25 protein-coding genes and 2 tRNA genes are annotated in these 21090 nt (G+C 68.1%); 11 read left to right on the plus strand and 16 right to left on the minus strand.

Going from position 1 to position 21090, the window contains the following annotated elements:
• Positions 1-113 precede the first annotated feature (113 nt).
• Positions 114-977: a LysR family transcriptional regulator gene (locus KIT25_05865; GenBank protein UYN97842.1), complete on the plus strand. Its 864-nt coding sequence runs from the start codon at positions 114-116 to the stop codon at positions 975-977.
• A 344-nt stretch (positions 978-1321) separates the two neighbouring features.
• Here KIT25_05865 and KIT25_05870 read toward each other — a convergent pair whose 3' ends face one another.
• The 4 genes from KIT25_05870 to KIT25_05885 form a co-directional block, all read right to left on the minus strand.
• The gene (locus KIT25_05870; protein ID UYN96460.1) at positions 1322-1504 is read right to left on the minus strand and encodes a hypothetical protein; all 183 of its coding nucleotides are present in this window, start codon (positions 1502-1504) and stop codon (positions 1322-1324) included.
• A gap of 277 nt (positions 1505-1781) precedes the next feature.
• Positions 1782-1858 (minus strand) — tRNA-Arg (locus tag KIT25_05875).
• Between the two features lie 354 nt (positions 1859-2212).
• A tRNA-Arg gene (locus tag KIT25_05880) sits at positions 2213-2289 on the minus strand.
• A 47-nt stretch (positions 2290-2336) separates the two neighbouring features.
• A complete protein-coding gene (locus tag KIT25_05885; GenBank protein UYN96461.1) occupies positions 2337-2855 on the minus strand; it encodes an MgtC/SapB family protein in 519 nt (172 codons plus the stop codon).
• Positions 2856-2970: 115 nt separating this feature from the next.
• On the opposite strand from KIT25_05885, the gene KIT25_05890 reads away from it, so the two are divergent.
• The 3 genes from KIT25_05890 to KIT25_05900 are packed head-to-tail and all read left to right on the plus strand — an operon-like array spanning position 2971 to position 4369.
• Entirely contained in the window at positions 2971-3372 is a 402-nt protein-coding gene (locus KIT25_05890; protein UYN96462.1) for a hypothetical protein, read from the plus strand.
• A complete protein-coding gene (locus KIT25_05895) occupies positions 3369-3815 on the plus strand; it encodes a hypothetical protein (GenBank protein UYN96463.1) in 447 nt (148 codons plus the stop codon). Before KIT25_05890 ends, KIT25_05895 begins: the two co-directional genes overlap by 4 nt.
• Positions 3816-3823: 8 nt before the next feature.
• Positions 3824-4369, plus strand: a complete 546-nt coding sequence (locus tag KIT25_05900; GenBank protein ID UYN96464.1) for a hypothetical protein — start codon at positions 3824-3826, stop codon at positions 4367-4369.
• 1 nt (position 4370) lies between these two features.
• Here KIT25_05900 and KIT25_05905 read toward each other — a convergent pair whose 3' ends face one another.
• Together KIT25_05905 and KIT25_05910 are read right to left on the minus strand one after the other, a co-directional pair.
• Complete coding sequence (locus KIT25_05905) at positions 4371-4640, minus strand: hypothetical protein (protein UYN96465.1); 270 nt, start codon at positions 4638-4640, stop codon at positions 4371-4373.
• 12 nt (positions 4641-4652) lie between these two features.
• Positions 4653-5621 carry a lysophospholipase gene (locus tag KIT25_05910; protein ID UYN96466.1) on the minus strand — a complete coding sequence of 323 codons (969 nt, stop codon included), beginning with the start codon at positions 5619-5621 and terminating at the stop codon, positions 4653-4655.
• 22 nt (positions 5622-5643) lie between these two features.
• Here KIT25_05910 and KIT25_05915 point away from each other — a divergent pair, with 22 nt between their 5' ends.
• The 4 genes from KIT25_05915 to KIT25_05930 are packed head-to-tail and all read left to right on the plus strand — an operon-like array spanning position 5644 to position 7944.
• Positions 5644-5859: a zinc-finger domain-containing protein gene (locus KIT25_05915; protein UYN96467.1), complete on the plus strand. Its 216-nt coding sequence runs from the start codon at positions 5644-5646 to the stop codon at positions 5857-5859.
• A 12-nt stretch (positions 5860-5871) separates the two neighbouring features.
• Complete coding sequence (locus tag KIT25_05920; GenBank protein UYN96468.1) at positions 5872-6342, plus strand: acyl dehydratase; 471 nt, start codon at positions 5872-5874, stop codon at positions 6340-6342.
• A gap of 1 nt (position 6343) precedes the next feature.
• Positions 6344-7120, plus strand: a complete 777-nt coding sequence (locus tag KIT25_05925; GenBank protein UYN96469.1) for a crotonase/enoyl-CoA hydratase family protein — start codon at positions 6344-6346, stop codon at positions 7118-7120.
• Positions 7117-7944, plus strand: coding sequence for a phytanoyl-CoA dioxygenase family protein (locus KIT25_05930; GenBank protein ID UYN96470.1), 828 nt, complete (start codon positions 7117-7119; stop codon positions 7942-7944). The genes KIT25_05925 and KIT25_05930 overlap by 4 nt, the downstream gene beginning before the upstream one ends.
• A 202-nt stretch (positions 7945-8146) precedes the next feature.
• Here the strand turns inward: KIT25_05930 and KIT25_05935 are convergent, their stop codons facing one another.
• Together KIT25_05935 and dhaK are read right to left on the minus strand one after the other, a co-directional pair.
• Positions 8147-8536 (minus strand): hypothetical protein, encoded by a 390-nt coding sequence (locus tag KIT25_05935; protein ID UYN96471.1) that lies wholly within the window; start codon positions 8534-8536, stop codon positions 8147-8149.
• Positions 8527-10242: a dihydroxyacetone kinase subunit DhaK gene (gene dhaK, locus KIT25_05940; GenBank protein UYN96472.1), complete on the minus strand. Its 1716-nt coding sequence runs from the start codon at positions 10240-10242 to the stop codon at positions 8527-8529. The genes KIT25_05935 and dhaK overlap by 10 nt, the downstream gene beginning before the upstream one ends.
• A 317-nt stretch (positions 10243-10559) precedes the next feature.
• On the opposite strand from dhaK, the gene KIT25_05945 reads away from it, so the two are divergent.
• Positions 10560-10757 (plus strand): hypothetical protein, encoded by a 198-nt coding sequence (locus KIT25_05945; GenBank protein UYN96473.1) that lies wholly within the window; start codon positions 10560-10562, stop codon positions 10755-10757.
• A 375-nt stretch (positions 10758-11132) separates the two neighbouring features.
• Positions 11133-11495: a hypothetical protein gene (locus tag KIT25_05950; GenBank protein ID UYN96474.1), complete on the plus strand. Its 363-nt coding sequence runs from the start codon at positions 11133-11135 to the stop codon at positions 11493-11495.
• Between the two features lie 348 nt (positions 11496-11843).
• Here the strand turns inward: KIT25_05950 and KIT25_05955 are convergent, their stop codons facing one another.
• The 8 genes from KIT25_05955 to KIT25_05990 form a co-directional block, all read right to left on the minus strand.
• Complete coding sequence (locus KIT25_05955; GenBank protein ID UYN96475.1) at positions 11844-12863, minus strand: NADPH:quinone oxidoreductase family protein; 1020 nt, start codon at positions 12861-12863, stop codon at positions 11844-11846.
• A gap of 2 nt (positions 12864-12865) precedes the next feature.
• Complete coding sequence (locus tag KIT25_05960) at positions 12866-13645, minus strand: crotonase/enoyl-CoA hydratase family protein (GenBank protein UYN96476.1); 780 nt, start codon at positions 13643-13645, stop codon at positions 12866-12868.
• Between the two features lie 71 nt (positions 13646-13716).
• Positions 13717-14103 (minus strand): hypothetical protein, encoded by a 387-nt coding sequence (locus KIT25_05965; GenBank protein UYN96477.1) that lies wholly within the window; start codon positions 14101-14103, stop codon positions 13717-13719.
• Complete coding sequence (locus tag KIT25_05970) at positions 14100-14519, minus strand: hypothetical protein (protein ID UYN96478.1); 420 nt, start codon at positions 14517-14519, stop codon at positions 14100-14102. The genes KIT25_05965 and KIT25_05970 overlap by 4 nt, the downstream gene beginning before the upstream one ends.
• A gap of 5 nt (positions 14520-14524) precedes the next feature.
• Positions 14525-15709 (minus strand): urate hydroxylase PuuD, encoded by a 1185-nt coding sequence (locus KIT25_05975; protein ID UYN96479.1) that lies wholly within the window; start codon positions 15707-15709, stop codon positions 14525-14527.
• A gap of 139 nt (positions 15710-15848) precedes the next feature.
• Positions 15849-17129: an acyl-CoA dehydrogenase family protein gene (locus KIT25_05980; protein ID UYN96480.1), complete on the minus strand. Its 1281-nt coding sequence runs from the start codon at positions 17127-17129 to the stop codon at positions 15849-15851.
• Between the two features lie 389 nt (positions 17130-17518).
• On the minus strand, positions 17519-18802 hold the full coding sequence (locus KIT25_05985) for a type II toxin-antitoxin system HipA family toxin (protein ID UYN96481.1): 1284 nt from the start codon (positions 18800-18802) through the stop codon (positions 17519-17521).
• Positions 18795-19106 (minus strand): helix-turn-helix transcriptional regulator, encoded by a 312-nt coding sequence (locus KIT25_05990; GenBank protein UYN96482.1) that lies wholly within the window; start codon positions 19104-19106, stop codon positions 18795-18797. The genes KIT25_05985 and KIT25_05990 overlap by 8 nt, the downstream gene beginning before the upstream one ends.
• Before the next feature lie 322 nt (positions 19107-19428).
• On the opposite strand from KIT25_05990, the gene aceB reads away from it, so the two are divergent.
• Positions 19429-21051 (plus strand): malate synthase A, encoded by a 1623-nt coding sequence (gene aceB / locus KIT25_05995; protein ID UYN96483.1) that lies wholly within the window; start codon positions 19429-19431, stop codon positions 21049-21051.
• Positions 21052-21090 lie beyond the last annotated feature (39 nt).

Raw genomic sequence — 21090 nt, forward strand, 5'->3', positions numbered from 1 at the left:
GCTCATCATCGATCCCTCCTAGTGCGTCTCTGAACGAAGGCAGGATAGAGACCAAGGATGAATTGTTGAAATTGATTGTTCTCGACGCTAAGATTGCGATCGTCAATGACATCATGGATGCGTGCATGAATATCCATCCCGACCTCTTGCGCGCTTTCGTGACCGTTGTGGAATGCGGAGGGTTCTCGCGGGCCGCCGAGCGGCTGCGGCGCGGCCAGTCGGCCATCTCGCTGCAAATGAAGCGTTTGGAGGACAGCCTCGGGGCGAAGCTGCTCGAACGGACTCCCCGACACCTGTCGCTGACAAGCGAGGGAGAGTTGCTGCTGGACCACGCCCGGCGCCTGTTGCGCCTCAACGACGAGTTGGTCGGGCGCTTTACCGAGCGCGAACTTTCCGGCGTCGTTCGCCTCGGAGCGCCAGAGGACTTCGCGACCAGCCACCTGCCGAGCGTGCTGGCCAAGTTCGCGCGCGCCCATCCCCGGGTTGCCCTGGAAGTGACCTGCGAGTTGACGCTCGAGGTATTCGAGCGCTTCCGGGCTGGCGGTCTCGAGATCGCGCTGGTCAAACGGGAGCCCTCAGGCGCGATGGGCGGCATCCGCGTGTGGCGGGAACCGCTGGTCTGGGTCGCCGCCGACCGGCAGATCGCAGAGACAGAGGGCCCGCTTCCGCTCATCGTCTCGCCGCGGCCGTGCGTCTACCGCAAGCGGGCAACCGATACGCTCGACACGATGGGGCGCCTTTGGCGTGTCGCCTATACGTGCGGCTCCTTGGCCGGCACGCACGCAGCCGTTCGTGCGGGCCTCGGCATCACCGTGTTGCCAAAGGAGATGGTGCCAACGGATCTCGCCATTCTCAACGATGAAGCTCTTGGACTTCCCGACCTGAAGGACACGGAGATGGCGCTGATCGAGGCACCTGACCTGAACCCCGCTGCTGCCCGGCTGCGAGACACGATCGTTCGAGAGCTTGAACATTGAGGCGTGCTTCACTTTGATGGCCAGTCGCACCCGTAACGCGATGTCATGGATTCGTTGATCGTCTTCTCAAGAGTCCGCACTTGGGCTACTGTACATTTGGGGTGGTGCACTGCGCTGAAGCGTAGATCAGTACCTACCCCTAATCTCGCGACAGGCGGGGGAGGAGCCAACGATGAATTTCTCGGGCAGGAACCTCTGGTTAGGTTTGATCGCCTTAGCCGTGGTGTTGATCGTGATCGGCTATGCCACTGGCTGGTTCGGCTTCGGTGGCTCACCGCAACCCGCGCCGCCGCAATAAGAACCCGCTTCGAACCTTGGCAGATGCCGTTTGGCAACGGCCGTCGTCATTGATCGAGAAGTTTCTCTTTGCCATTAAGTGCGGCCTGAGCGTCCAGTAGTTCGTCGCGACCGATACCCGCCTCAACGTGCGGATGCAGCGCGTGCACCTCTCGTATTTTCCGGAAGACCAGTTGAAGTAGATCCTCTTGTAGGGGCAGGCGGACACGCACATGCGTCAGCCGCGGCACTTATGCTGGTCTATGAGGACGACACCGTCCTCCTCGCGCTTGTAGATCTCGGTTTCGTCGTTCTCAGCCCACCATCTGCGATCGGTCGTAGTGGCTTTGCGGAGTTTCGGATGCCGGCGGACGCTGCCGCGAGTGCGCGGCTCGAATATCATAGCGCCCCAGCGGAAATGTAGTTATCAATTTCATCAACGCTGGGGCGGCACCTCGTGGGAGGACGATCGGATGCACATGCGTATGGCATCGCATCGTAGGGTTAGCGGTCGCAGCCTAGCGTAGGTGGCGCACCCGGCACGATTCGAACGTGCGGCCTCCACCTTCGGAGGGTGGCGCTCTATCCAGCTGAGCTACGGGTGCATCAAGTGCGCTACTAACGCGGCGACCTCGCGTCGGTCAATCGACGTAGACCAGACATTATCCCAGTTCGATCGATCACGCGCAACCGAGATCCCCATTCTCACCGCAAAAACCATCACGCGCGTAACTCTTGCTCGAACGGTATGCCATCGCGCGAAGGAATGCCGGCAGCAGACAAGCATCGCACAGAAGCGAATGTCTGAGCTTGCGCGTTTCGCTCGCACGTCTCACGCGCGCTACGCCGCAGCACGCCAGACTACGTCTCACGCTGCTTCCGTGGTGCTTCCGCGACGGATTCGGGCGCGGCGAGAACAAAAAACGATCTTGCTAAGTGCCCGGAAATATGAGAGAAAATGGCGCACCCGGCGAGATTCGAACTCACGACCTCTGCCTTCGGAGGGCAGCGCTCTATCCAGCTGAGCTACGGGTCCGCGACGGGGCGGACCATAGCGGAGGCGCCGTTTCGTCGCAAACGCGCTCAATCCTCGGTCGGCGGCCGGGAGCCCGGCTCGGCGCCGGAGGCGGGCGGCTTGAGTTTGGCCTCAACCGAATAGATCAGGCCGGCGACGATCACGACGAGCGCGGTGCCGAGGACGGCGATCTGCCAGAGGCCGAGCCCGGCGGCCAGTCCGATCGCGCCGGCGAGCCACATGCCGGCGCCGGTCGTCAGGCCCTGCACCTCGCCGCGCGCCAGGATGATCGTGCCGGCCGCCAGGAAGGCGACGCCCGCCGTCACCGCCTCGACGACGCGGATCGGATCGACGCGCAGCGCCTCGCCGGCGAAGACCGGCGCATGCACGATCTCGACCGTCAGCACGGCGAAGGTCGCGGCGGCGAGGCAGACCAGGATATGGGTGCGCAGTCCCGCGGGGCGGTGGCGCCATTCGCGTTCGAAGCCGATGACCGCGCCGAGCAGCGCCGCCAGCAGCAGGCGCGCCGCGATCACGGAAAAGGGCAGCCAGGTCGGCCGGCCGATCTCGTCGAGGACATCCGTCATGCGGCCCTGAGAACGCGGGGCAGGGCCCTGCGTTCCGGCCGCCGCTCCAGGGCCAACACGACAGGCGCGTCCGCCTCCGCTAGGATCGCGGCGGTTCGGTCGAGAGGGAGATTTCATGGCCAAGCAGGTGTTTCGCGACGGCACGGAGGTCGCGGGCTTCTATGCCCGCACCATCAGGACGGGGCCCCTGGTCTTCGTGTCGGGAACGACGTCGCTCGATGCCAAGGGACGCGTGCAGGGCAAGGATGCCTTCGAGCAGACGCTGATCACCATGCGCAAGATCGAAGGCGGCCTGAAGTCGGCCGGCGCGCGGCTCAGGGACCTGACGCGGCTCACCATCTTCGTCACCGACATCCGCGACATGGGCGCCGTCTCCAAGGCGCTGGCGCGCGCCCTCAAGGGCGCGGTGGCGAGCTCGACCCTGGTGGCGGTGAGCGCGCTCGCCGTGCCCGGCCTGCTGGTCGAGATCGAATCGACGGCCTTCCTGCCCGAATCGGGCAAGGGGCGCGGACGATGAGTGCGCTCGGCCGCCGCGCCGTCGTGGCGGGTGGGGTCGCGGGAATCGCGATGGCCGTGCCGCCGCTTCCGGCCGAAGCGCGCGAGAAGTCGGGCACCGTCCACATCGAGCAGGTCCAGGTCGCCTTCATCGGCAGCGGCAATGTCGGCAGCGGCACGCTGCATTTCCAGGGCAAGACCCATCGCTTCACCGTGGGCGGCCTGGGCGTCGGCGGCTTCGGCATCTCCCGGATGGAGGCGACGGGCGAGATCTACGATCTCAAGGAGCTGCGCCAGTTCCCCGGCGTCTACGTCCAGGCGCGCAAGGGCATGGCGCTGGGCGACAAGGGAAGCGGCGAGATGTGGCTGGAGAACGCCAACGGCGTGCAGATGACCTTGCGCACCAGGCGGGTCGGGCTCGCCCTGTCGCTGGGCGGCGACGGCGTCGTCATCGATTTCAGGTGAGGCGGGCGATGCATCCTTCCAGACGCGCGCTGCGGGCCTCGGCCCTGGCGGCGCCCCTGTTCCTGTCGACGGTCGCATCGTCGATCGCGCAGGACGAACCGCAGGTCTTCAACGCCTTCGCCACCGTCGAGGCCGAGGGCACGATCGTGCGTGCCGCCGACAAGCAGTACTTCGTCACCGGCACGCTGACCGGCCGCTTCTACGTCGAGACCGCCGAGGGCCCCGTCGACGGCGGGTTCGTGACCTGCGCGGCGTCGGCGCGGCTCGACATGGCGACGGCGCGCACCGACGGGCAGGGCGCCTGCACCTTCACCGCCCACGACGGCGCCACCGCCTTCGGCGACTGGCGATGCGAGGGCTACCAGTTGGTGGGATGCCGCGGCGTCTTCCGGCTGGCCGGCGGCACCGGCCGCTTCGACGGCGCGGTCGGCCAGAGCACCTTCGTGTGGCGGCCGAACGCGCAGGAGATGAGGGCACGGATGGAGGACTCGACCATCGACGGCGCCGCCGGCCTGCTGCTGTGGCGCGACTTCGAGGTGTCGAGGAAGAAGTAGCTCAGCCGGGCGGCGGCGGGATGGAGATGCGCTGGTCGCGCAACTCCTTCTCGAGGGCCCGGATGCCCTGGTCGTAGCGTCCCTTGTCGCAATCGATGCGCGCGCCCAGCACGGTCATGTTCGGCCCGCCCGATCCCTCCTTGAAGCGGGTGAGGTAGTACTCCGCGTGTTCGGCGAGCTGGTAGCAGCGCGCCTTCCTGGCTTCGTCGACCTGGGCCGCGGCCTCGCCGCCCAGCAACGCCAACAACATCACGCAACCCAGTCGTTTCACGATCTGCCTCCCTCAAGGCTGGGCCCGGCGCGAGCCCCACTCGGCCAGCAGCTCCGGCTGCGAGAGCTCGGCGTCGGCGCCCGACGGCAGCGCGGCGTCATGATCCCCGATCCAGGCGACGATGTCGCGCGCCACGACCGGCCCCTCCTTGTCGCGCAGCAGCAGATGATAGCCGTTGCGGTAGAAGGCGAGCCGCGAATCGTCGCGCCGCGGCATCACCGCGATGGCGGCGCGCACGGCGCCCCGGGGCACGATGCGGTCGCCGAAGCCGTGCAGCAGCAGGTAGGGCCGCGCGATGCGCTCCGCCGACCGGCGCGCCGCGTCCATCAGGTCGACCAGCCCGTAGCCCATGTCGAGGCGCGGCTGGCGCAGGATCAGGGGATCCCTGCGCAGCTTCTCGAGCTGCTCGGGATTGTCGGTCGGCCGGTAGTCGATCGAGGTCGGCCCCGACGGCAGCCAGGGCATGGTGTGGGCGAAGAACCACAGCCCGGTGCTGAACAGCGGCCCGAACGTGTCGCGCGAACGCAGCGCCGGCGCCAGCAGGATCAGCCCGTCGCACGCGAGCCCGCGGTCGGCGGCGACCAGCGCCAGCGCCGCGCCCATGCTTTCGCCGGCGAGGTAGATGGGCACGCCGGGATGGCGGGCGCGGATCAAGGTGGCGACGGTGCGCGCGTCCTCGACCAAGGTGTCGGTGCCGGGCCAGCGGCCGCGCGAGGGGCTGGCGCCGAAGCCGCGCATGTCGAAGGCATAGGTCGTGATGCCGTCTTCGGCCCAGATCGGGCCGGGCTCGGCCCACGCCTCGCGATAGTCGCCGAAGCCGTGCAGGCCGAGGACGATCGCCTTCGGCGCGCCGCCGGCGGCCGGCCAGACGGCGAGCGGCAGCGCGGTGCCGTCAGCCGCGATGTAGCGGTCGCCCTCCAGCGCCGGCCGGCGCACGGTCTCGCCCGCCGGAACGACCGTCGGCGCGCAGGCTGCGAGCATGACCGGGAGGAAGACCGCCGCTATGATCGAACGGCGAACGAGGAGCGAGATCGTGACCGAGCCTTTCGAGACCATCACCGTCGACACGGACCGGGTCGCCTGCGACGGCGGCGGCGGCCCCCTGGGACACCCCAAAGTCTACCTCAGTCTGGGCAGGGAAGGGCGGATCGAGTGTCCCTATTGCAGCCGGCTCTACGTGCTGCGCGAGGGCGCGGCTCGTCACGCCCACGCCCACTGAGGCGTTCGGGCGATGACACAGACCATGAAGCAGCTGGGCGAGGGCTGGAACTGGCGCGATCTGAAGGTCGGCGACCGCTTCAGGACGTTCGGCCGCACCCTGTTCGAGGCCGACCTGCTCGCCTTCGTGACGCTGTGCGGCTTCTCCGAGGAACTGTTCACCAACACGGAATACATAAAGAGTCACGCGCCGATGCGCGGCGGCCATCCGGTGCCGGGCGCGCTGGTCTATTCGATGGCCGAGGGGCTGGTGATCCCGACCACGCTGCAGGGCAGCGGGCTCGCCTTCCTGTCGATGGGCTTCGACATCAAGGGCCCGACCTATGTCGGCGACACCATCCATGTCGAGATCGAGGTGACCGAGATCAGGCCGACCTCGAAGGATCCCGCGCGCGCGCTCGTCCGCACCACCAACCTGGTGAAGAACCAGAAGGGCGAGACGGCGATCGTCTACACGCCGCTGCGCATGATGCAGGGCCGCTGACATGCCGAAGGTCGCGGTCGAGACGGAAGGCGCCACCACCATCGTCTCGATCGACCGCTTCGCCGAGGCGCGCAATGCCGTCGATCCCGAGACGGCCGAGCTGCTGCGCGACGCCTTCCTCGCCTTCGACCGCGACGCGAACCAGTCGGTCGCCATCCTGACCGGGCGCGGCGGCACGTTCTGCGCCGGATACGATCTCAAGTCGGTGGCGATCCGCACGACGGCGCCGATCCGCACGCCCGACTCGCCGGGGCCGATGGGGCCGACCCGCCACCTGCTCTCCAAGCCGGTGATCGCCGCGATCGAGGGATATGCCGTCGCGGGCGGACTCGAGCTGGCGCTGTGGTGCGACCTGCGGGTGGCGTCGGAGACGGCGAAGTTCGGCGTGTTCTGCCGGCGCTGGGGCGTGCCGCTGATCGACGGCGGCACGGTGCGCCTGCCGCGCCTGATCGGCCACAGCCGCGCGCTCGACATGATCCTGACCGGCCGCGAGGTTGGCGCGCGCGAGGCATGGGACTGGGGCCTCGCCAACCGGGTCGTGCCGGCCGGCCGGGCGCTCGCCGAGGCGAAGGCCCTGGCCGAACAGCTCGCGAAGTTCCCGCAGGCCTGCCTGCGCTCCGACCGCCGCTCGTCGTACGAGCAATGGTCGATGCCGCTCGGCGAGGCGCTGGCCAACGAGGCGAGCCGCGGCCTGCCGGCGCTGCAGGAAGAGGCGCAGGCGGGCGCCGCGCGCTTCGCCTCCGGCAAGGGCCGCGGCGGCGATTTCGGCGACCTATGACGATGCGGCTGCCGAGCGACCAGGAAGTGGCGCGCTATCGCGCCGACGGCGCGATCTGCCTGCGCGGCGCCTTTCCGATGGACTGGATCGAGCGGCTGCGCGCGGCGGTCGACGCCGACATGGCCGCGCCCGGGCCGATGGTCCGCATCAACACGCCCAAGGGCGCGCCCGGACTGTTCTTCGTCGACTTCCAGCTCTGGCAGCGCCACGACGCGGCGCGCGCCTTCGTGCACGACTCGCCCGCCAAGCACATCGCGCAGCGCCTGATGGGCAGCCGCGAGGTCGTCTACTACCACGACCATCTGCTGGTGAAGGAGCCGGGCACCGAGGAGCGCACGCCGTGGCACCACGACCAGCCCTACTATCCGATCGATGGCGAGCAGATCGTCTCGCTGTGGCTGCCGCTCGATCCGGTCGATCGCGCGACCTGCGTCGAGTACGTCCGGGGCTCGCATCGCTGGGGCCGCTGGTTCCAGCCCAAGTTCTTCCGCCAGGGCGGCGTCGACCTGCAGGTCAGCGACCCGCGCTTCGAGCCGCTGCCCGACCTCGACGCCGAGCGCGACCGGCACGAGTTCCTCGCCTGGGACATGGAGCCGGGCGACGTCGTCGCCTTCCACGCGCTGACCCTGCACGGCGCCCCGGGCAACCGCTCGACGAGCCGTCGCCGTCGCGCCTGGGCGACGCGCTGGTGCGGCGACGACGCGCGCTACGCCGCGCGGGTCGGCCAGATCTCGCCGCCGCTCGAGGGTCACGGCCTGAAGCCCGGCGACCGGCTCGACTGCGCGATGTTCCCCAAGGTGCTCGGGCTCAGATCCGCCCGGTGAACTTCAGGATGCATTGCGCCACGTCTTCGGCATGGGCGGCGATCATGTTGTGATCGGCCCCCGGAATCACCTGCACGTCGAGGACGAGCGTCGGCACGGCGACTTTGGCAAACTGCTCCGCCGTGAAGCAGGAGGATGGGCGGACCGATTCCGGCCTCGTCGTAGGACAGCCGGATTCCTTCCCGGACCAATTGTCTGATCATCACGTCGCGCCTTCCCCCCCGACCGCCAGGGAGTCGAGCCACCGTCGCGCGGCGTCGTGACTGCGGTGGATCTCGAGCGGCCGGGTCCCGGACGCCAGCACCTTGTAGAGGCGGGCCCGTTCGTAGGAAGAGGCATCCGGTGCGACCAGCGCGATCGCCCCCAGCGCGACAGTTTCGGCGTAGGCCTTGAAGCGCGCCCCGAGCATCATCAGGTCGTCGTTGTCGAGATCGATCCGGCCCTCGCCGAGGTCGAAGATCTTGCGGTAGCCGAGCGCGCCGTCGGCGAGCAACTCCTCATGGTAGCGCACGGCGTCCTCGAAGGTCAGACGGTCCTTGACGACGGCGACGACCATTCGGTCGGCGTGCGAGATCGAAAGTTCTATGGGCATGGGGTGTGCCCGGTTCCGAGACCGTTGAGGTGGCCCGCCAGGCCGCGCAGCCAGACCGCGACCGCGACCGCGCCCGGATCGGGCACGCCGCGCGCGCGGGCGCCCATGTAGCTGGCGCGGCCGAGCTTCGGCAGCAGGTCGGCCGTCGCATCGGCGCCGGTTTGCGCGGCCGCGGCGGCGGCGTGCACGATTTCGGCCGTGACCGCATCGCGCGCGCCGAGCCGGTCGAGCGCCTCCGACGCCGGCACCAGCGCATCGACCATGGTGCAGTCGCCCGGCGCCGCGCCGCCGAGATCGCGCACCGCCGCGACGGCGCCGCGGAAGGCGCGCGCCCAGTCGGCCGGCGCGGGCGACGCGGGAAGCTCGCGCGCGGCGCGCAGCAGGGCGGTGGCGTAGAACGGTCCGGAGCTGCCGCCGACGGCGCGCCGCAGCTCGCCGGCGAGGAGAGACAGCAGCGCGGCCGCGTCGTTGCCGGGAGACCGCGCGATGTCGCGCATCGCCGCGGCGGCGCGGCGCATGCTGATGCCGAGATCGCCGTCGCCGACGGCGTTGTCGAGGCGGGTGAGCTCGGCCTCCGCATCCTCGAGCGCCTGCGCGATCGCCAGCAGCGGCGCGGTGAAGGCCGGATTGTCGCCGCGCGCGACGGAGGCGCCGGCCGGCGAGGGCGCCGGCGCCGCCACGATCCGTCGCCCGGCCTCGATGCGGCCGCCCCCCGGCCAGGCCGGCGCCGCGGTCGGCGCATCGAGCAGGGCGAGCCGCTCGTCGTCGAGTCTCATCAGCGACAGCGACACGCCCGGCATCTCGAGCGCCGAGAGCAGGGTGCCCGACCAGGCGCGCTCGACGATGAGACCCGCGCCGCGCGCCCGCGCCAGCGCCGCGCGCGCGACGATGGCGAGCTCGATCGGCGGCGTGCCGCCCAGCCCGTTGACCAGCAGGGCGACGCGCTCGCCGGCCGACAGCTTCAGATCGGCGATGATGGAGTCGAGCAGGCGCGCGACCAGCGCATCGACCGACCGCATCGTCGTGCGCTCGACGCCGGCTTCGCCGTGGATGCCGAGCCCGAGCTCGATCTCGTCGGCGGCGAGCGCGAAGCCCGGCTGGCCGGCGGCCGGCACGGTGCAGGGGCCGAGCGCCACGCCCATGCTGCCGAGGTCGGCGGCCGCGGCGCGCGCGAGCGCGGCGACCTCGGCGAGCGGTCGGCCGCTCTCCGCCGCCGCGCCGGCGATCTTGTGCACCAGCACGGTGCCGGCGATGCCGCGCCGGCGCGACCTGGGCACGATGCCGGCGAGGGCGACGTCGTCGGCCACGATCGCCTCCTCGACGGCAATGCCCGCGCCGCGCGCCAGCTCGGCGGCGAGGCCGAAATTCAATCGGTCGCCGGTGTAGTTCTTGACGATCAGCAGCGCGCCCGCCGGCCCCGCCGCGGCGCGGATCGCGGCCAGCACGGCATCGACGCCCGGCGAGGTGAAGACCTCGCCCGCGATCGCCGCACCCAGCATGCCGCGGCCGACATAGCCGCCATGGGCCGGCTCGTGGCCCGAGCCGCCGCCCGACAGGATCGCGACCCGGCGGTTGGCCGGCGCCGGCAGGTCGGCGCGCAGCACGACATTCTCCGCTTCGAGCAAGGCCAGGCCCGGATGGAGATCGCACAATCCCTCGAGCATCTCGCGCACCACGGCGCGCGGCTCGTTGATCAGTTTCTTCACGCCTGACGTCCTCCCGGTCTCGCGTCCAGACATTGAGCCGCGAGAATTAAAAAACGGCGATCAATTCATCCCTCAACCAGATGTGGGGGCGGTCCGGCCTGCGCCCGGGTGTCCTCCGCATGTCCCGAAGTGTCCCATCGTTCCAACATGGTGGGACACCTCCGATGCCGATGGCGCAAGGCTTCGAGGCCCGAATGTCCCACGGTGCGCCACCCCCGTCCCCTGGACACTTCGTGGGACACGAGGTGAGACACGTCGTGGGACACCGACGTGGACGCCTTCCGGGGCACGTCCCGGACAGCGCGACCCCGGCCCGGATGTCGTGGCTGGCCGACGGGACGAGATTGAACGTACGCGAACGTCTTTCCGTGCCGGAAATGCCGGAAATGCCGGGAAGTCGCGGCAGCCCGTTGGAAGACGGCCGGGCAGGGGGTCGCGAAACGGAAACCCCGATTCGGGAAATGCAGGAATTGCAGAACCTCCCCGGCCGCCTTTTCGACCGCGACCGGACATGACGCCATGCTCGCATTCTACGTCGACTCGCCGGCGAGCCCCTAATCGGGTCGATGGATTCCGTCCGATGCCGATGGCGCCTGCATCGGAGGGCCGTTCGATCCCCCGATTCCGGCGCTGTCGGCCGAATCCGACCCTTCTGATTCATCCAAAGAATCACGACGCGCGCGAATTCCTGTCGCTCCGGTATCGACCGCTCGCGGTCTTGTATTGCAGTGCGTGTGAACTTACGTCCGAAATGGAGCGATGGCGCCATCTGTCGACGGTAGCGTCACCGCGTCAGGCTCGGCTTTGCCGGAAGGCAAGCCGGTCCTTTTGGTCGAGCGGTCGGCGAAGAACCGCGGTCGTGCAAACACTGAAAACAGCAGGAGGCGATCATGAACGTTCCCGAATGGCTGAAGCCCGGTGTGTCGGGTGCCCTCGTCGGCGCCGCCGCCATCGCGATCTTCAGCTTCAGCGCGGGGTGGGTGGTCACCAGCGGATCCGCTCGCACCATGGCCGAGGTGAAGGGCGAGAAGGCCGTCATCGCCGCTCTCACCCCGATCTGCGTCGCCCAGTTCAAGGGCCAGGCGATGGACGAGCGATCGACGCAGCTCGCGGCGCTGGAGCGGGAGAATTCCTGGCAACGGGGCGGCTTCGTCGAGAGGCAGGGTTGGGCCACCATGCCCGGCAGCGACGAGGCACGGAACGAAGTCGCCAACGCGTGCGCCGACGAGCTGATGAAGCTCACCACGAGATAGAAGGACGTCCCGCCGCACGCGGCGTCGACCGAAGGGTGGGGAGGCCGTTCGCGCGGCCTCCCCATTCTGTTGGGCGGTGACCGGGGCCGTGGTTGTATGAGCTCGGGCGATGACCACACACGACCGGGCCCTCATGGCCCGCGTGCCTGCGGCGGTGATGCCGGTCGCTGCCTCAGCGCGAAGGCGCGGGATCTAGAGCTGCACGGACTGGTGCGACAAGAACAATCCCATGAGCAATACCTGCAAGCAGGAGTGCTCGTGGCACGTGGACTACTGCAAGCGGACCGTGGATCACCGCCACACTTCCCCTGCAGACGGAGGAAGGTGGCGCGAAGCGCCGGAAGGGGGTCAAGGCACCAGCACGGCCTTGCCGACGATGGTGCGGTCCTGGATCAGCTTGAAGGCCTCGACCCAGTCGGCGAGGTCGAAGGTGCCGCCGATCGTGGCGTTGAGCTTGCCCTCGACGAACCAGCGCATCAGTTCCTTCTGCGCGTCGGCCACCAGGGCGCGGCGGCGCGCGATGCCGGCCGCCTCCCGCGGCGTCGGCGCCTTGTTGCTCCAGCCGTTGTAGTAGCCGTAGTAGAAGCCGATCACGGTAACGTTCTTCACCAGAAGGATGTTGGCCGGAATCTGCGGGACGGTGCCGGAAGCGAAGCCCATCGGGATGAGGCGGCCCTCCGGCGCGATGCAGCGCAGCGAGGCGTCGAAGGCCGCGCCGCCCACCGGATCGTAGACCACGTCGGCGCCGCGCCCGTCGGTCAACTCCAGCACCCTGGCGCGCAGATCCTCGCGGCGACTGTCGATCGGATGGTCGGCGCCCGCCTCGAGCGCCGCCGCGAGCTTGTCCGCGCCGCCGGCCGCGGCGATCACCGTCGCGCCCATCGCCTTGCCGACCTCGACCGCGGTGAGGCCCGAGCCGCCGCCCGCGCCATGCACCAGCAGCACCTCGCCCGGCTGCAGGTTGGCCTTCCACTTCAGCGCGCCGTAGGCCGTGGGATAGAGCGTCGGGAAGTTGGTGCCCTGCGCGTAGGGCATGACCTCGGGCATGGTCACGGCGTTGGCGGCGCTCGCCACGGCATATTCGGCGAAGCCGCCCTGGGGCACGGCGGTGGCGACGCGCTCGCCGACCTTGTGCTCGGTGACGCCCGGCCCGAGTGCCACGATGTGGCCGGCGATCTCGTTGCCCGGCACGTAGGGCAGGCTGGGCTTGTTCTGGTGCTTGCCCTGCACGCCCAGCAGGGCGGCGAAACTCACGCCCGCCGCGCCGACGCGCAGCAGGATCTCGCCCTCCTTCGGCGTCGGCTCGGGGATGTCCTCGATCCGCAGATCCTCGATCGGGCCGTAGGCGTGGCAGACCAGCGCGCGCATCGTCACTCCTCGAATTTGCCGTGGCGTCCCGCGCCTTGGGCGAAACGGGCCGCCCCTTTCTGCGACTCCCGGCGGCGCGCCGCCAGCGACAATTCCAGCTCGCGCCGGATCGCCGCTTCCTGGTCGCGGTCGAAGCTCTCGTAGGCCGATCGGCGGTCCGACATCATGGCGATCGGCGGGAAGCCGGCGATGCGGCGCGCCAGCGCCTCGGCCTCGGCGCGCGTCGTGCCGCGCGCCACCTTGCGCGTGGCGAGGCCAATGGCGATCGCCTCGTCGGCGCCGACCGCGCGGCCGGTCAGCAGCATGTCCAGGGCGCGGCCCTGGCCGACGATGCGCGGCAGCCGCACCGTCGTTCCGTCGCTCATCGGCACGCCCCAGCGCCGCGAGAACACGCCGAAGGTCGCGGTCTCGTCGACGATGCGGATGTCGCAGAACAGCGCCACGCCCAGCCCGCCGGCGCAGGCATGGCCCTCGATGGCGGCGATCACCGGCTTGGCGAGGGTGCTGTGCAGCGGCCCGTCGTCGCTGCCGGCCCACGGAAAATAGTCGGTGCCGCCGCCCAGTTCCTTGAGATCGGCGCCGGCGCAGAACGCGCCGCCCTTGTCCGTTTTCTGGCCGGTCAGCACCGCGACCCGCGCCTCGTCGTCGGCCTCGAACGCCCGCAGCGCATCGGCCAGCGCGCGCGCCGCCTCGTTGTCGAGGGCGTTCTTCACCTCGGGACGATTGATGACGATGGTCGTCACCGGCTCGTTCTTTTCGACCAGGATCTTCGATGTGCTCATGTCACGCCAAAGTCCCTCGCTGCGTTCGGGATGACAAGAGTCGTCTCTGTCACCCCGAAGCGAGGGGCCTTTCAGCGCACGGTCGCAAGCTCATCCTCCAATTGCGCGTTGGAGCGGAGCGGGGTGCGGAAGTACCACCAGTTCTTCTCGGCCGTCCATCTCTCCTTCTTCGCCGTGCCGCCGCCCCAGACGCAGCGCTTGAAGGGCCGGGTCGCGGCCCGGAAGATCGTGTCGGCCGAATCGAGCTTGAGCGCATGATCGCCCATCTCCTCGCGGCCGAACATCGGCAGCGCCTCGAGGATCAGCTCGCGCACGTCGACATCGTTCAGCCAGTTGTCGAGGTCGAAGGTGTAGCCGTCCCTCTCCAGCGCGCCGACGAACTCGGCCCACTGGTCGATCAGCTCGCGCAGCTCGCCGACATCGGGCGGCGGCGGAGGCGGCGTCGCCTGGGGGCTCATTCGCGCTCCGCCTGGCGCCGCCAGTAGCGCTCGCCGTCGTTGGGCCGGAAGAAGGTGCGGATGGTGCGGTCGCGGTTGAAGGCGATGAAGGCGCGCGACTCGCGGTCGTAGCGCGTGATCACGCCGTCCTTGCGCACCGCCTCGAGGATCGGCCCGCCGACCGGCGCGTCGCGCAGCCGGCGCGCCATGGCGAGATATTCGTCGCGGCCGATCCGGCCGAACTCGTGGCCGTGCTTGGCGTAGTGATCGTCGAGGCTGCGCGCGCTGGTGAAGCCCGGATCGTCGCGCGCGAAGGACGGCTCGCCGTGCTCGGCGAGCTTGGTCCAGTAGACGAGGATCGCGACCGCCGCCAGCGCCGCCGTGAGCAGGCGGCGCCACGGCAGGCCGCGCGCGCGGCCAAGCCTGCCCTGGTACATGGGACCTATTGTGCGCCGCTCCTGAACCAGCGCGCAATCGTGCGGCGCTCGGCGTCGGTCATTTCCGTCATGTTGCCGGGCGGCATCACCCTGGTGGCGACCTGCTGGTTGATGGTGGCGGCGCGGACGTGGATCTGCCGCTCGGTCTCGAGGATCACGCCCTTGGGCGCGGCGGCGATGCCCTCCTGCGTGGGCTTCGCGGCGTGGCAGGAGATGCAGCGCGCGTGGATGATCGGCGCCACGTCGGCGAAGGCGGCGGGTCCGGAGCCGTCGCCGCCCGGCCGCGGCAGGGAGAGGATCGCGGTCAGCGCGAGGATCACCAGCCCGGCGGCCAGCACCAGCGGATCGGCGTTGCCCTTGTGGCGCTGCACGAACCAGACGCGGATCAGCGCGCCGGCCAGCGAGATCATGATGAGCAGCGCCCAGTTCCACTCGTGGCCGTAGAGGCCGGCGAAATGGTTGCTGATCATGGTGAACAGCACGGGCAGCGTGAAATAGGTGTTGTGGACCGAGCGCTGGCGGCCCATCGCGCCGTGCCTCGGATCGGGCGCGCGGCCTTCCTGCCTGGCGCGCACCAGCTCCTTCTGGCCGGGGATGATCACGAAATAGACGTTCAGCACCATGATCGTGCCGAGCATGGCGCCGAAATGCAGGTAGGCGCCGCGGCCGGAGAAGAGATGGCAGAGCGCCCAGGCGGCGATGGCGCAGAACCCGAAGAGCAGCCCGCCCAGCACCGCGTCGTCGCTGCCGAAGGCCGAGCGGCAGAGCGCGTCGTAGACCAGCCAGCCGACGACCAGAAAGGCGAGGCCGAGGACGATCGCCTGCCCTTTGCCGAGGTCGGCGACGGCCGGGTCGATCAGTGCGATGTCGGCGCCCCAGTAGTAGACGAGGCCGAGCAGCAGGAAGCCGGTGATCAGGGTCGAGTAGGCTTCCCACTTGAACCAGTGCAGGACGGGCGGCAGCGCCGTCGGCGCCAGGGTGAATTTCCTGGCGGTGTAGAAGCCGCCGCCATGCACCGCCCACACCTCGCCGCCGATGCCCTTTTCCCGGTCGGCCGGATCGAGCGGCTCGTGCAGGTGGTTGTCGAGCCAGATGAAGTAGAACGACGCCCCGATCCAGGCGATGCCGGTGATCGTGTGCGCCCAACGCAGCAGGAGATTGAGCCAGTCGGCGAGAAACGCAGCGTCCATCACTGCGATGTGTTTAGCCTCTTTGGAGGATCGTCTCCAACCCCCTCTCCTAACCTCTCCCCCTGGCGGGGGAGAGGAACATGAGAAAAGGTCTTTCTCCTCTCCCCCGTGAGGGGGAGAGGCGGGGAGAGGGGGCGACTCAGTGCCTACTGATCTCGGCCCGCCCGACGACCATGTGATGGACCTCGTCGGGGCCGTCGGCGAAGCGCAGGTGGCGCTGGTTGACGTACATCTCCGACAAGGGCGACCACTGCGAGATGCCCGTCGCGCCGTGGATCTGGATCGCCTGGTCGACGATGGTGCAGACCTTCTCCGGCACCATCGCCTTGACCATGCTGACCCAGACGCGCGCCTCGCGGTTGCCGAGCACGTCCATCGCCTTGGCGGCCTTCAGCACCATGAGCCGCATCGCCTCGATCTCGATCCGCGCGCGCGACACCAGCTCGAGGTTCTTGCCGAGCTGGATGATCGGCTTGCCGAAGGCCGTCCGCGTGGCGCCGCGCTTGACCATCAGCTCGAGCGCCTTCTCGGCGGCGCCGATCGAGCGCATGCAGTGATGGATGCGGCCGGGGCCGAGCCGGACCTGGCTGATCTCGAAGCCGCGGCCCTCGCCCAGCAGGATGTTGGCGGCCGGCACGCGGCAGTTCTTGAAGCGCAGGTGCATGTGGCCGCGCGGCGCATGGTCGTGGCCGAACACGGTCATCGGTCCGACGATCTCCAGCCCCGGCGTGCCGATCGGCACCAGGATCTGCGACTGCTGGAACTGCGGGCTGGCGTCGGGGCTGGTCTTGACCATGACGATCATGATCTTGCAGCGCGGATCGCCGGCGCCGGAGATGTAGTACTTCTCGCCGTTGATCACCCATTCGTCGCCGTCGAGCTCGGCGCGGGTGGCGATGTTCTTGGCGTCGGACGAGGCGACGCCGGGCTCGGTCATGGCGTAGGCCGAGCGGATCTCGCCGTTGAGCAGCGGCTTCAGCCACTTCTCCTTCTGCTCCGGCGTGCCGACCCGCTCCAGCACCTCCATGTTGCCGGTGTCGGGGGCCGAGCAGTTGAGCGACTCCGAGGCGAGCGGATACTTGCCGAGCTCGGCGGCGATGTAGGCGTAGTCGAGGTTGGTGAGCCCGCGGCCGATCTCCGAGGTCGGCAGGAAGAAGTTCCAGAGGCCGGCCTTCTTCGCCTTGTCCTTGGCCTTCTCCAGCAATTCGAGCTGGCCCGGCGCCCAGCTCCAGCGCTCCTTGCGGCCTTCGCCGAGCTTGAAGAACGGCTCGATGATCGGCGCCACGTTCTCCTCGATGTGCGCCTTCACCGCGTCGAACAGCGGCTGGCTCTCCTTCGACATGGCGAGGTTGTTCAGCTCGGCGTCGAGATCGGGGCGAGGCGGGCGGGCCTTCGGCCTGGCGGCGGCGGGGGCGTTCATTGAGTTCCTCCTGGTTCGGTCAACCCTAAGCAGACTTGATCTCGCCCGCTAGGGGGAGAGGTCGGGTGAATCGGTGGAGCCGTCGTCGGGTTTCCACCCCTGTGCCAAGTTAGGCTTCGTAGTCGGCAGCGTCGAATTGGGCTGAATCACTTGCAGGAGCATTCGTACAGCTGAGTGGATCAACTCCCACTCATAGACGGCATGGAGCAGGTCGCCGTTGGTCAAGTCTTGCCATGAGGTGATCCAATCGAGCGTCCTTACCTCAGGGTAGCGCCGCGATACGAACTCTTTGGCTGCCACTAGACCAGCGATCCAATGGGATATCGAGTGTGGTCTTGTTCATTGCCTTGCGACATGACATGCGCGGAAATCCCACCTCCGAAAAAGCCTCACGACAATTCCTTCAGGCATCGAGCCGCCCTTTCCTCCAGGGCCTTGGTGATGCCGGCCAGCGCAGCGGCACTGAGGCCCTCCTTTCGGGCGGAACGCACGATTTGCGAGAGCGCGTCGGGAAGTCGAAGAGCGAGATCGCGAAGCTTTTGATGGAGAAGGTCGACCGGCAAATGGACCTGCTCGCTGAACTTCGCCCATTTGCGCCAGTCGACGTGCTCCAGGAGGTACTCGCGACCGATACTCATCGCGAGCTTCAGCTTCCGGCGATCGAAGTCGTAGGGGAGGATGCTTGCCATGTCGTACAACGGGGCGAGTCGGGCCCTGCCGCCGGCGCCGATCAGCATCGAATAGTTCTTGGCGTGCGCGTCCGTTCCGCCGATCAGCCAGTTGAAACCCAGGGCTTGAACGAAGGTCCAGATGTCTTCCTGGGGGTTGCCCGAGTGCACCCTCAAGAAATCAATGATGTCTTTCGCGCCCGGCCCTCCCTGGTTCTGATAATTGCTCGTCGGCGGGCAGGCGAGCGCCTGACACATGTCCTCCTGATGGGCGCGCCGTATGGTCTTTCGCGCCTCGACCCGATCGTACCGTGTCACCACGATGGCGATCTGCTTCTCGAACTGGAGAACCCGCGATTCGGCGACCGGAAAGCCGAGCATGCCGGCGAGACGGAGGCACACGTGCTCGTTCTCGGCATGACCAGGGAACGCGTCGCTGGGCGGCTTGAATATATGTGTCGTCGGTAGCCGACCCGAGGGAATGCCCCAACGGCCGTTCCGATGGATGAATGCGGTCTTGGGTTGAGCGCCTGCGAGACTGAACTGGCCGGTGTCGTGCGCGGCACGCCATGCCGACGGATCTTGCTTCAGTATCTTGAGGCGTTGTGCGATTTCGGCCTCGGTCAACCATTGTATTTGACCGGGCCGCTCCAGGATGCCGTCCACTTTGTCCGGCGCAATGAGTTGAATGGCACCAGGGCAATCCTCGCCCACATGGGAGAGAAGGGCGAACGGATTGCGAGGCGAGACGTGAAAGCGTCTCCCCCATCCGCTCAGGATCGCTTCGTTGTCGGGAAGCAATCCCCATAGCCAAGGTTCGATTTGAGAATGGCCATATTCCGTTGCAGTCAGGGGCATGGACAGCGAAAGCGGATAGGCATCGGGGTCGTTCTGCCATTTGCCGGCATACACCAGGCTCAAGCGGTTCTTCGTTGTTCTGATTTCGCCGAGGATGCGGTCCTCGGCGATCGCAACGAGCCTGTCGGTTCCGGACCGGTCAGCCATGGGCCGTACGCCGCCTCGCCGCTTCGACGATCTTGTCGATGTCGACGGGTGTGGCGTGCCTTGCTTTGGTCGCCTTGCGCCTTCCGGTTCGTCGAACGTTTGCTTCGGCGGTCAGGAGTATGCCGAGCGCCGCAAGCGTTCGAAGGATCAGGCCGGCATCCATTCTCGGCTTGCCGGCCTCGACCGATGCCAACCAGGCCCGGCTGACTCCCGCCCGTCGGGAGAGCTCGACCTGGGTGAGGCCCCGGGTGCGCCGGGCCTGAACGATCAAGTTGACGATGTCTGCAGGTGTGCGCACTTCCACGGGGAATTACCTCCGGAGGTTACCGGGTCATTCATGTCCATGATCGTAGACAGTATAGGCATGTCTTCGATCGTAGACAATACGACAATGTCCAGGATCGTAGACACGACGGCGTTGTCTGCGATCATGAACAGAGTCGCGGACGGAGACGCCCTGGCGGCGGCCCGTCCGCTGCCGGCAATTTTCTGACCCGCGGCCCTCGATCCCCGGCTCCCGTTCCGCTCAGTGCGGACCGGAATTCAGCAATTGGCGCTGGCCTGCCCGCGGCGGGGCGCGCTAAACCGCTGAACCAACGGAAATTTCATCAGGCAGGGGAAACGACATGGCAACTCTCGACCTCCCGGCGGGCGTGGCGATCGACGGCGCGATCAAGCCCGGCTTCGACAAGGTGCTGACCCGGCCGGCGCTCGAGTTCGTCGCCGACCTGCAGCGCCGCTTCAACGGCCGCCGCGAGGAGCTGCTGGCGGCGCGGGTCGAGCGCCAGAAGCGGCTGGACGCCGGCGAGAAGCCGGACTTCCTGAAGGAGACGGCGAAGATCCGCGAGAGCGACTGGACGGTGGCGCCGCTGCCCAAGGACATCCTCGATCGCCGGGTCGAGATCACCGGCCCGGTCGACCGCAAGATGATCATCAATGCGCTGAACTGCGGCGCCAACGTCTTCATGGCCGATTTCGAGGACGCCTCGACGCCGACCTGGGCCAACATGGTCGAGGGCCAGTTCAACCTGATGGACGCGGTGCGGCGCCAGATCGACTACACCGATCCGCAGACCCAGAAGGCCTACAAGCTGAACGACAAGACCGCCGTGCTGTTCGTGCGGCCGCGCGGCTGGCATCTGCTGGAGAAGCACGTCACCGTCGACGGCAAGCCGATGTCGGGCTCGCTGTTCGATTTCGGCCTCTACTTCTTCCACAACGCCAAGGAGCTGCTGGCGCGCGGCAGCGGGCCGTACTTCTACCTGCCGAAGATGGAGAGCCATCTCGAGGCCCGGCTGTGGAACGACGTGTTCGTGCATGCGCAGAACGCGTGCGGCGTGCCGCAGAAGTCGATCAAGGGCACGGTGCTGATCGAGACCATCCTCGCCACCTTCGAGATGGACGAGATCCTGTGGGAGCTCAGGGACCATTCGGCCGGCCTCAATTGCGGCCGCTGGGACTACATCTTCTCATTCATCAAGAAGTTCCGCGAGCAGAGCTGGTCGGTGCTGCCCGACCGCGGCACGGTCGGCATGACCGCGCACTTCCTGCGCTCCTACAGCCAGCTCGTCATCAAGACCTGCCATCGCCGCGAGGTCCATGCGATGGGCGGCATGGCGGCGCAGATCCCGATCAAGAACGATCCCGCCGCCAACGAGGCGGCGATGGAGCGGGTGCGCGCCGACAAGAAGCGCGAGGCGGGCGACGGCCACGACGGCACCTGGGTGGCGCATCCCGGCCTGGTCGCCATCGCCAAGGCCGAGTTCGACGCCGTCATGAAGGAAGCCAACCAGATCGCGCGCAAGCGGCAGGACGTGCACGTCACGGCGGCCGACCTGATCAGGATGCCCGAGGGCCCCAAGACCGAGGCCGGCCTGCGCCAGAACGTGGCGGTCGGCATCGGCTATGTCGAGGCGTGGCTGCGCGGCATCGGCTGCGTGCCGCTGTTCAACCTGATGGAGGATGCCGCCACCGCCGAGATCAGCCGCGCGCAGGTCTGGCAGTGGGTGCGGCACGGCCAGAAGCTCGACGACGGCCGGCCGATCACCCGGGAGTTCGTGCGCCAGATCGTGCGCGAGGAGAACGACAAGGTGAAGGCGCAGATGGGCGAGGCGGCCTATGCCAAGGGGCGCTACGAGGACGCCGCCCAGCTCATGATCGACCTGGTCGAGCAGCCGCGCTTCGAGGAGTTCCTGACGCTGCCGGCCTACGACCGCATCATCGCCGACGAAAAGAAGGCGGCGGCTTAGTCATCCTTCCTCCCCACGTAGTGGGGAGGTGTCCGCGCA

It is taken from the genome of Enhydrobacter sp., from assembly GCA_025808875.1.
In the GTDB taxonomy this organism is placed as follows: Bacteria; Pseudomonadota; Alphaproteobacteria; order Reyranellales; family Reyranellaceae; genus Reyranella.

What these genes read in the sequence shown, in the direction of transcription:
- KIT25_05865 (UYN97842.1), top strand. Translation starts at nt 114, where the DNA reads ATGGATGCGTGCATGAATATCCATCCCGACCTCTTGCGCGCTTTCGTG.
- KIT25_05885 (UYN96461.1), bottom strand. Translation starts at nt 2,855, where the DNA reads ATGACGGATGTCCTCGACGAGATCGGCCGGCCGACCTGGCTGCCCTTT.
- KIT25_05890 (UYN96462.1), top strand. Translation starts at nt 2,971, where the DNA reads ATGGCCAAGCAGGTGTTTCGCGACGGCACGGAGGTCGCGGGCTTCTAT.
- KIT25_05895 (UYN96463.1), top strand. Translation starts at nt 3,369, where the DNA reads ATGAGTGCGCTCGGCCGCCGCGCCGTCGTGGCGGGTGGGGTCGCGGGA.
- KIT25_05900 (UYN96464.1), top strand. Translation starts at nt 3,824, where the DNA reads ATGCATCCTTCCAGACGCGCGCTGCGGGCCTCGGCCCTGGCGGCGCCC.
- KIT25_05910 (UYN96466.1), bottom strand. Translation starts at nt 5,621, where the DNA reads ATGCTCGCAGCCTGCGCGCCGACGGTCGTTCCGGCGGGCGAGACCGTG.
- KIT25_05915 (UYN96467.1), top strand. Translation starts at nt 5,644, where the DNA reads ATGATCGAACGGCGAACGAGGAGCGAGATCGTGACCGAGCCTTTCGAG.
- KIT25_05920 (UYN96468.1), top strand. Translation starts at nt 5,872, where the DNA reads ATGACACAGACCATGAAGCAGCTGGGCGAGGGCTGGAACTGGCGCGAT.
- KIT25_05925 (UYN96469.1), top strand. Translation starts at nt 6,344, where the DNA reads ATGCCGAAGGTCGCGGTCGAGACGGAAGGCGCCACCACCATCGTCTCG.
- KIT25_05930 (UYN96470.1), top strand. Translation starts at nt 7,117, where the DNA reads ATGACGATGCGGCTGCCGAGCGACCAGGAAGTGGCGCGCTATCGCGCC.
- KIT25_05935 (UYN96471.1), bottom strand. Translation starts at nt 8,536, where the DNA reads ATGCCCATAGAACTTTCGATCTCGCACGCCGACCGAATGGTCGTCGCC.
- KIT25_05945 (UYN96473.1), top strand. Translation starts at nt 10,560, where the DNA reads ATGTCGTGGCTGGCCGACGGGACGAGATTGAACGTACGCGAACGTCTT.
- KIT25_05950 (UYN96474.1), top strand. Translation starts at nt 11,133, where the DNA reads ATGAACGTTCCCGAATGGCTGAAGCCCGGTGTGTCGGGTGCCCTCGTC.
- KIT25_05955 (UYN96475.1), bottom strand. Translation starts at nt 12,863, where the DNA reads ATGCGCGCGCTGGTCTGCCACGCCTACGGCCCGATCGAGGATCTGCGG.
- KIT25_05960 (UYN96476.1), bottom strand. Translation starts at nt 13,645, where the DNA reads ATGAGCACATCGAAGATCCTGGTCGAAAAGAACGAGCCGGTGACGACC.
- KIT25_05965 (UYN96477.1), bottom strand. Translation starts at nt 14,103, where the DNA reads ATGAGCCCCCAGGCGACGCCGCCTCCGCCGCCGCCCGATGTCGGCGAG.
- KIT25_05970 (UYN96478.1), bottom strand. Translation starts at nt 14,519, where the DNA reads ATGTACCAGGGCAGGCTTGGCCGCGCGCGCGGCCTGCCGTGGCGCCGC.
- KIT25_05975 (UYN96479.1), bottom strand. Translation starts at nt 15,709, where the DNA reads ATGGACGCTGCGTTTCTCGCCGACTGGCTCAATCTCCTGCTGCGTTGG.
- KIT25_05980 (UYN96480.1), bottom strand. Translation starts at nt 17,129, where the DNA reads ATGAACGCCCCCGCCGCCGCCAGGCCGAAGGCCCGCCCGCCTCGCCCC.
- KIT25_05985 (UYN96481.1), bottom strand. Translation starts at nt 18,802, where the DNA reads ATGGCTGACCGGTCCGGAACCGACAGGCTCGTTGCGATCGCCGAGGAC.
- aceB (UYN96483.1), top strand. Translation starts at nt 19,429, where the DNA reads ATGGCAACTCTCGACCTCCCGGCGGGCGTGGCGATCGACGGCGCGATC.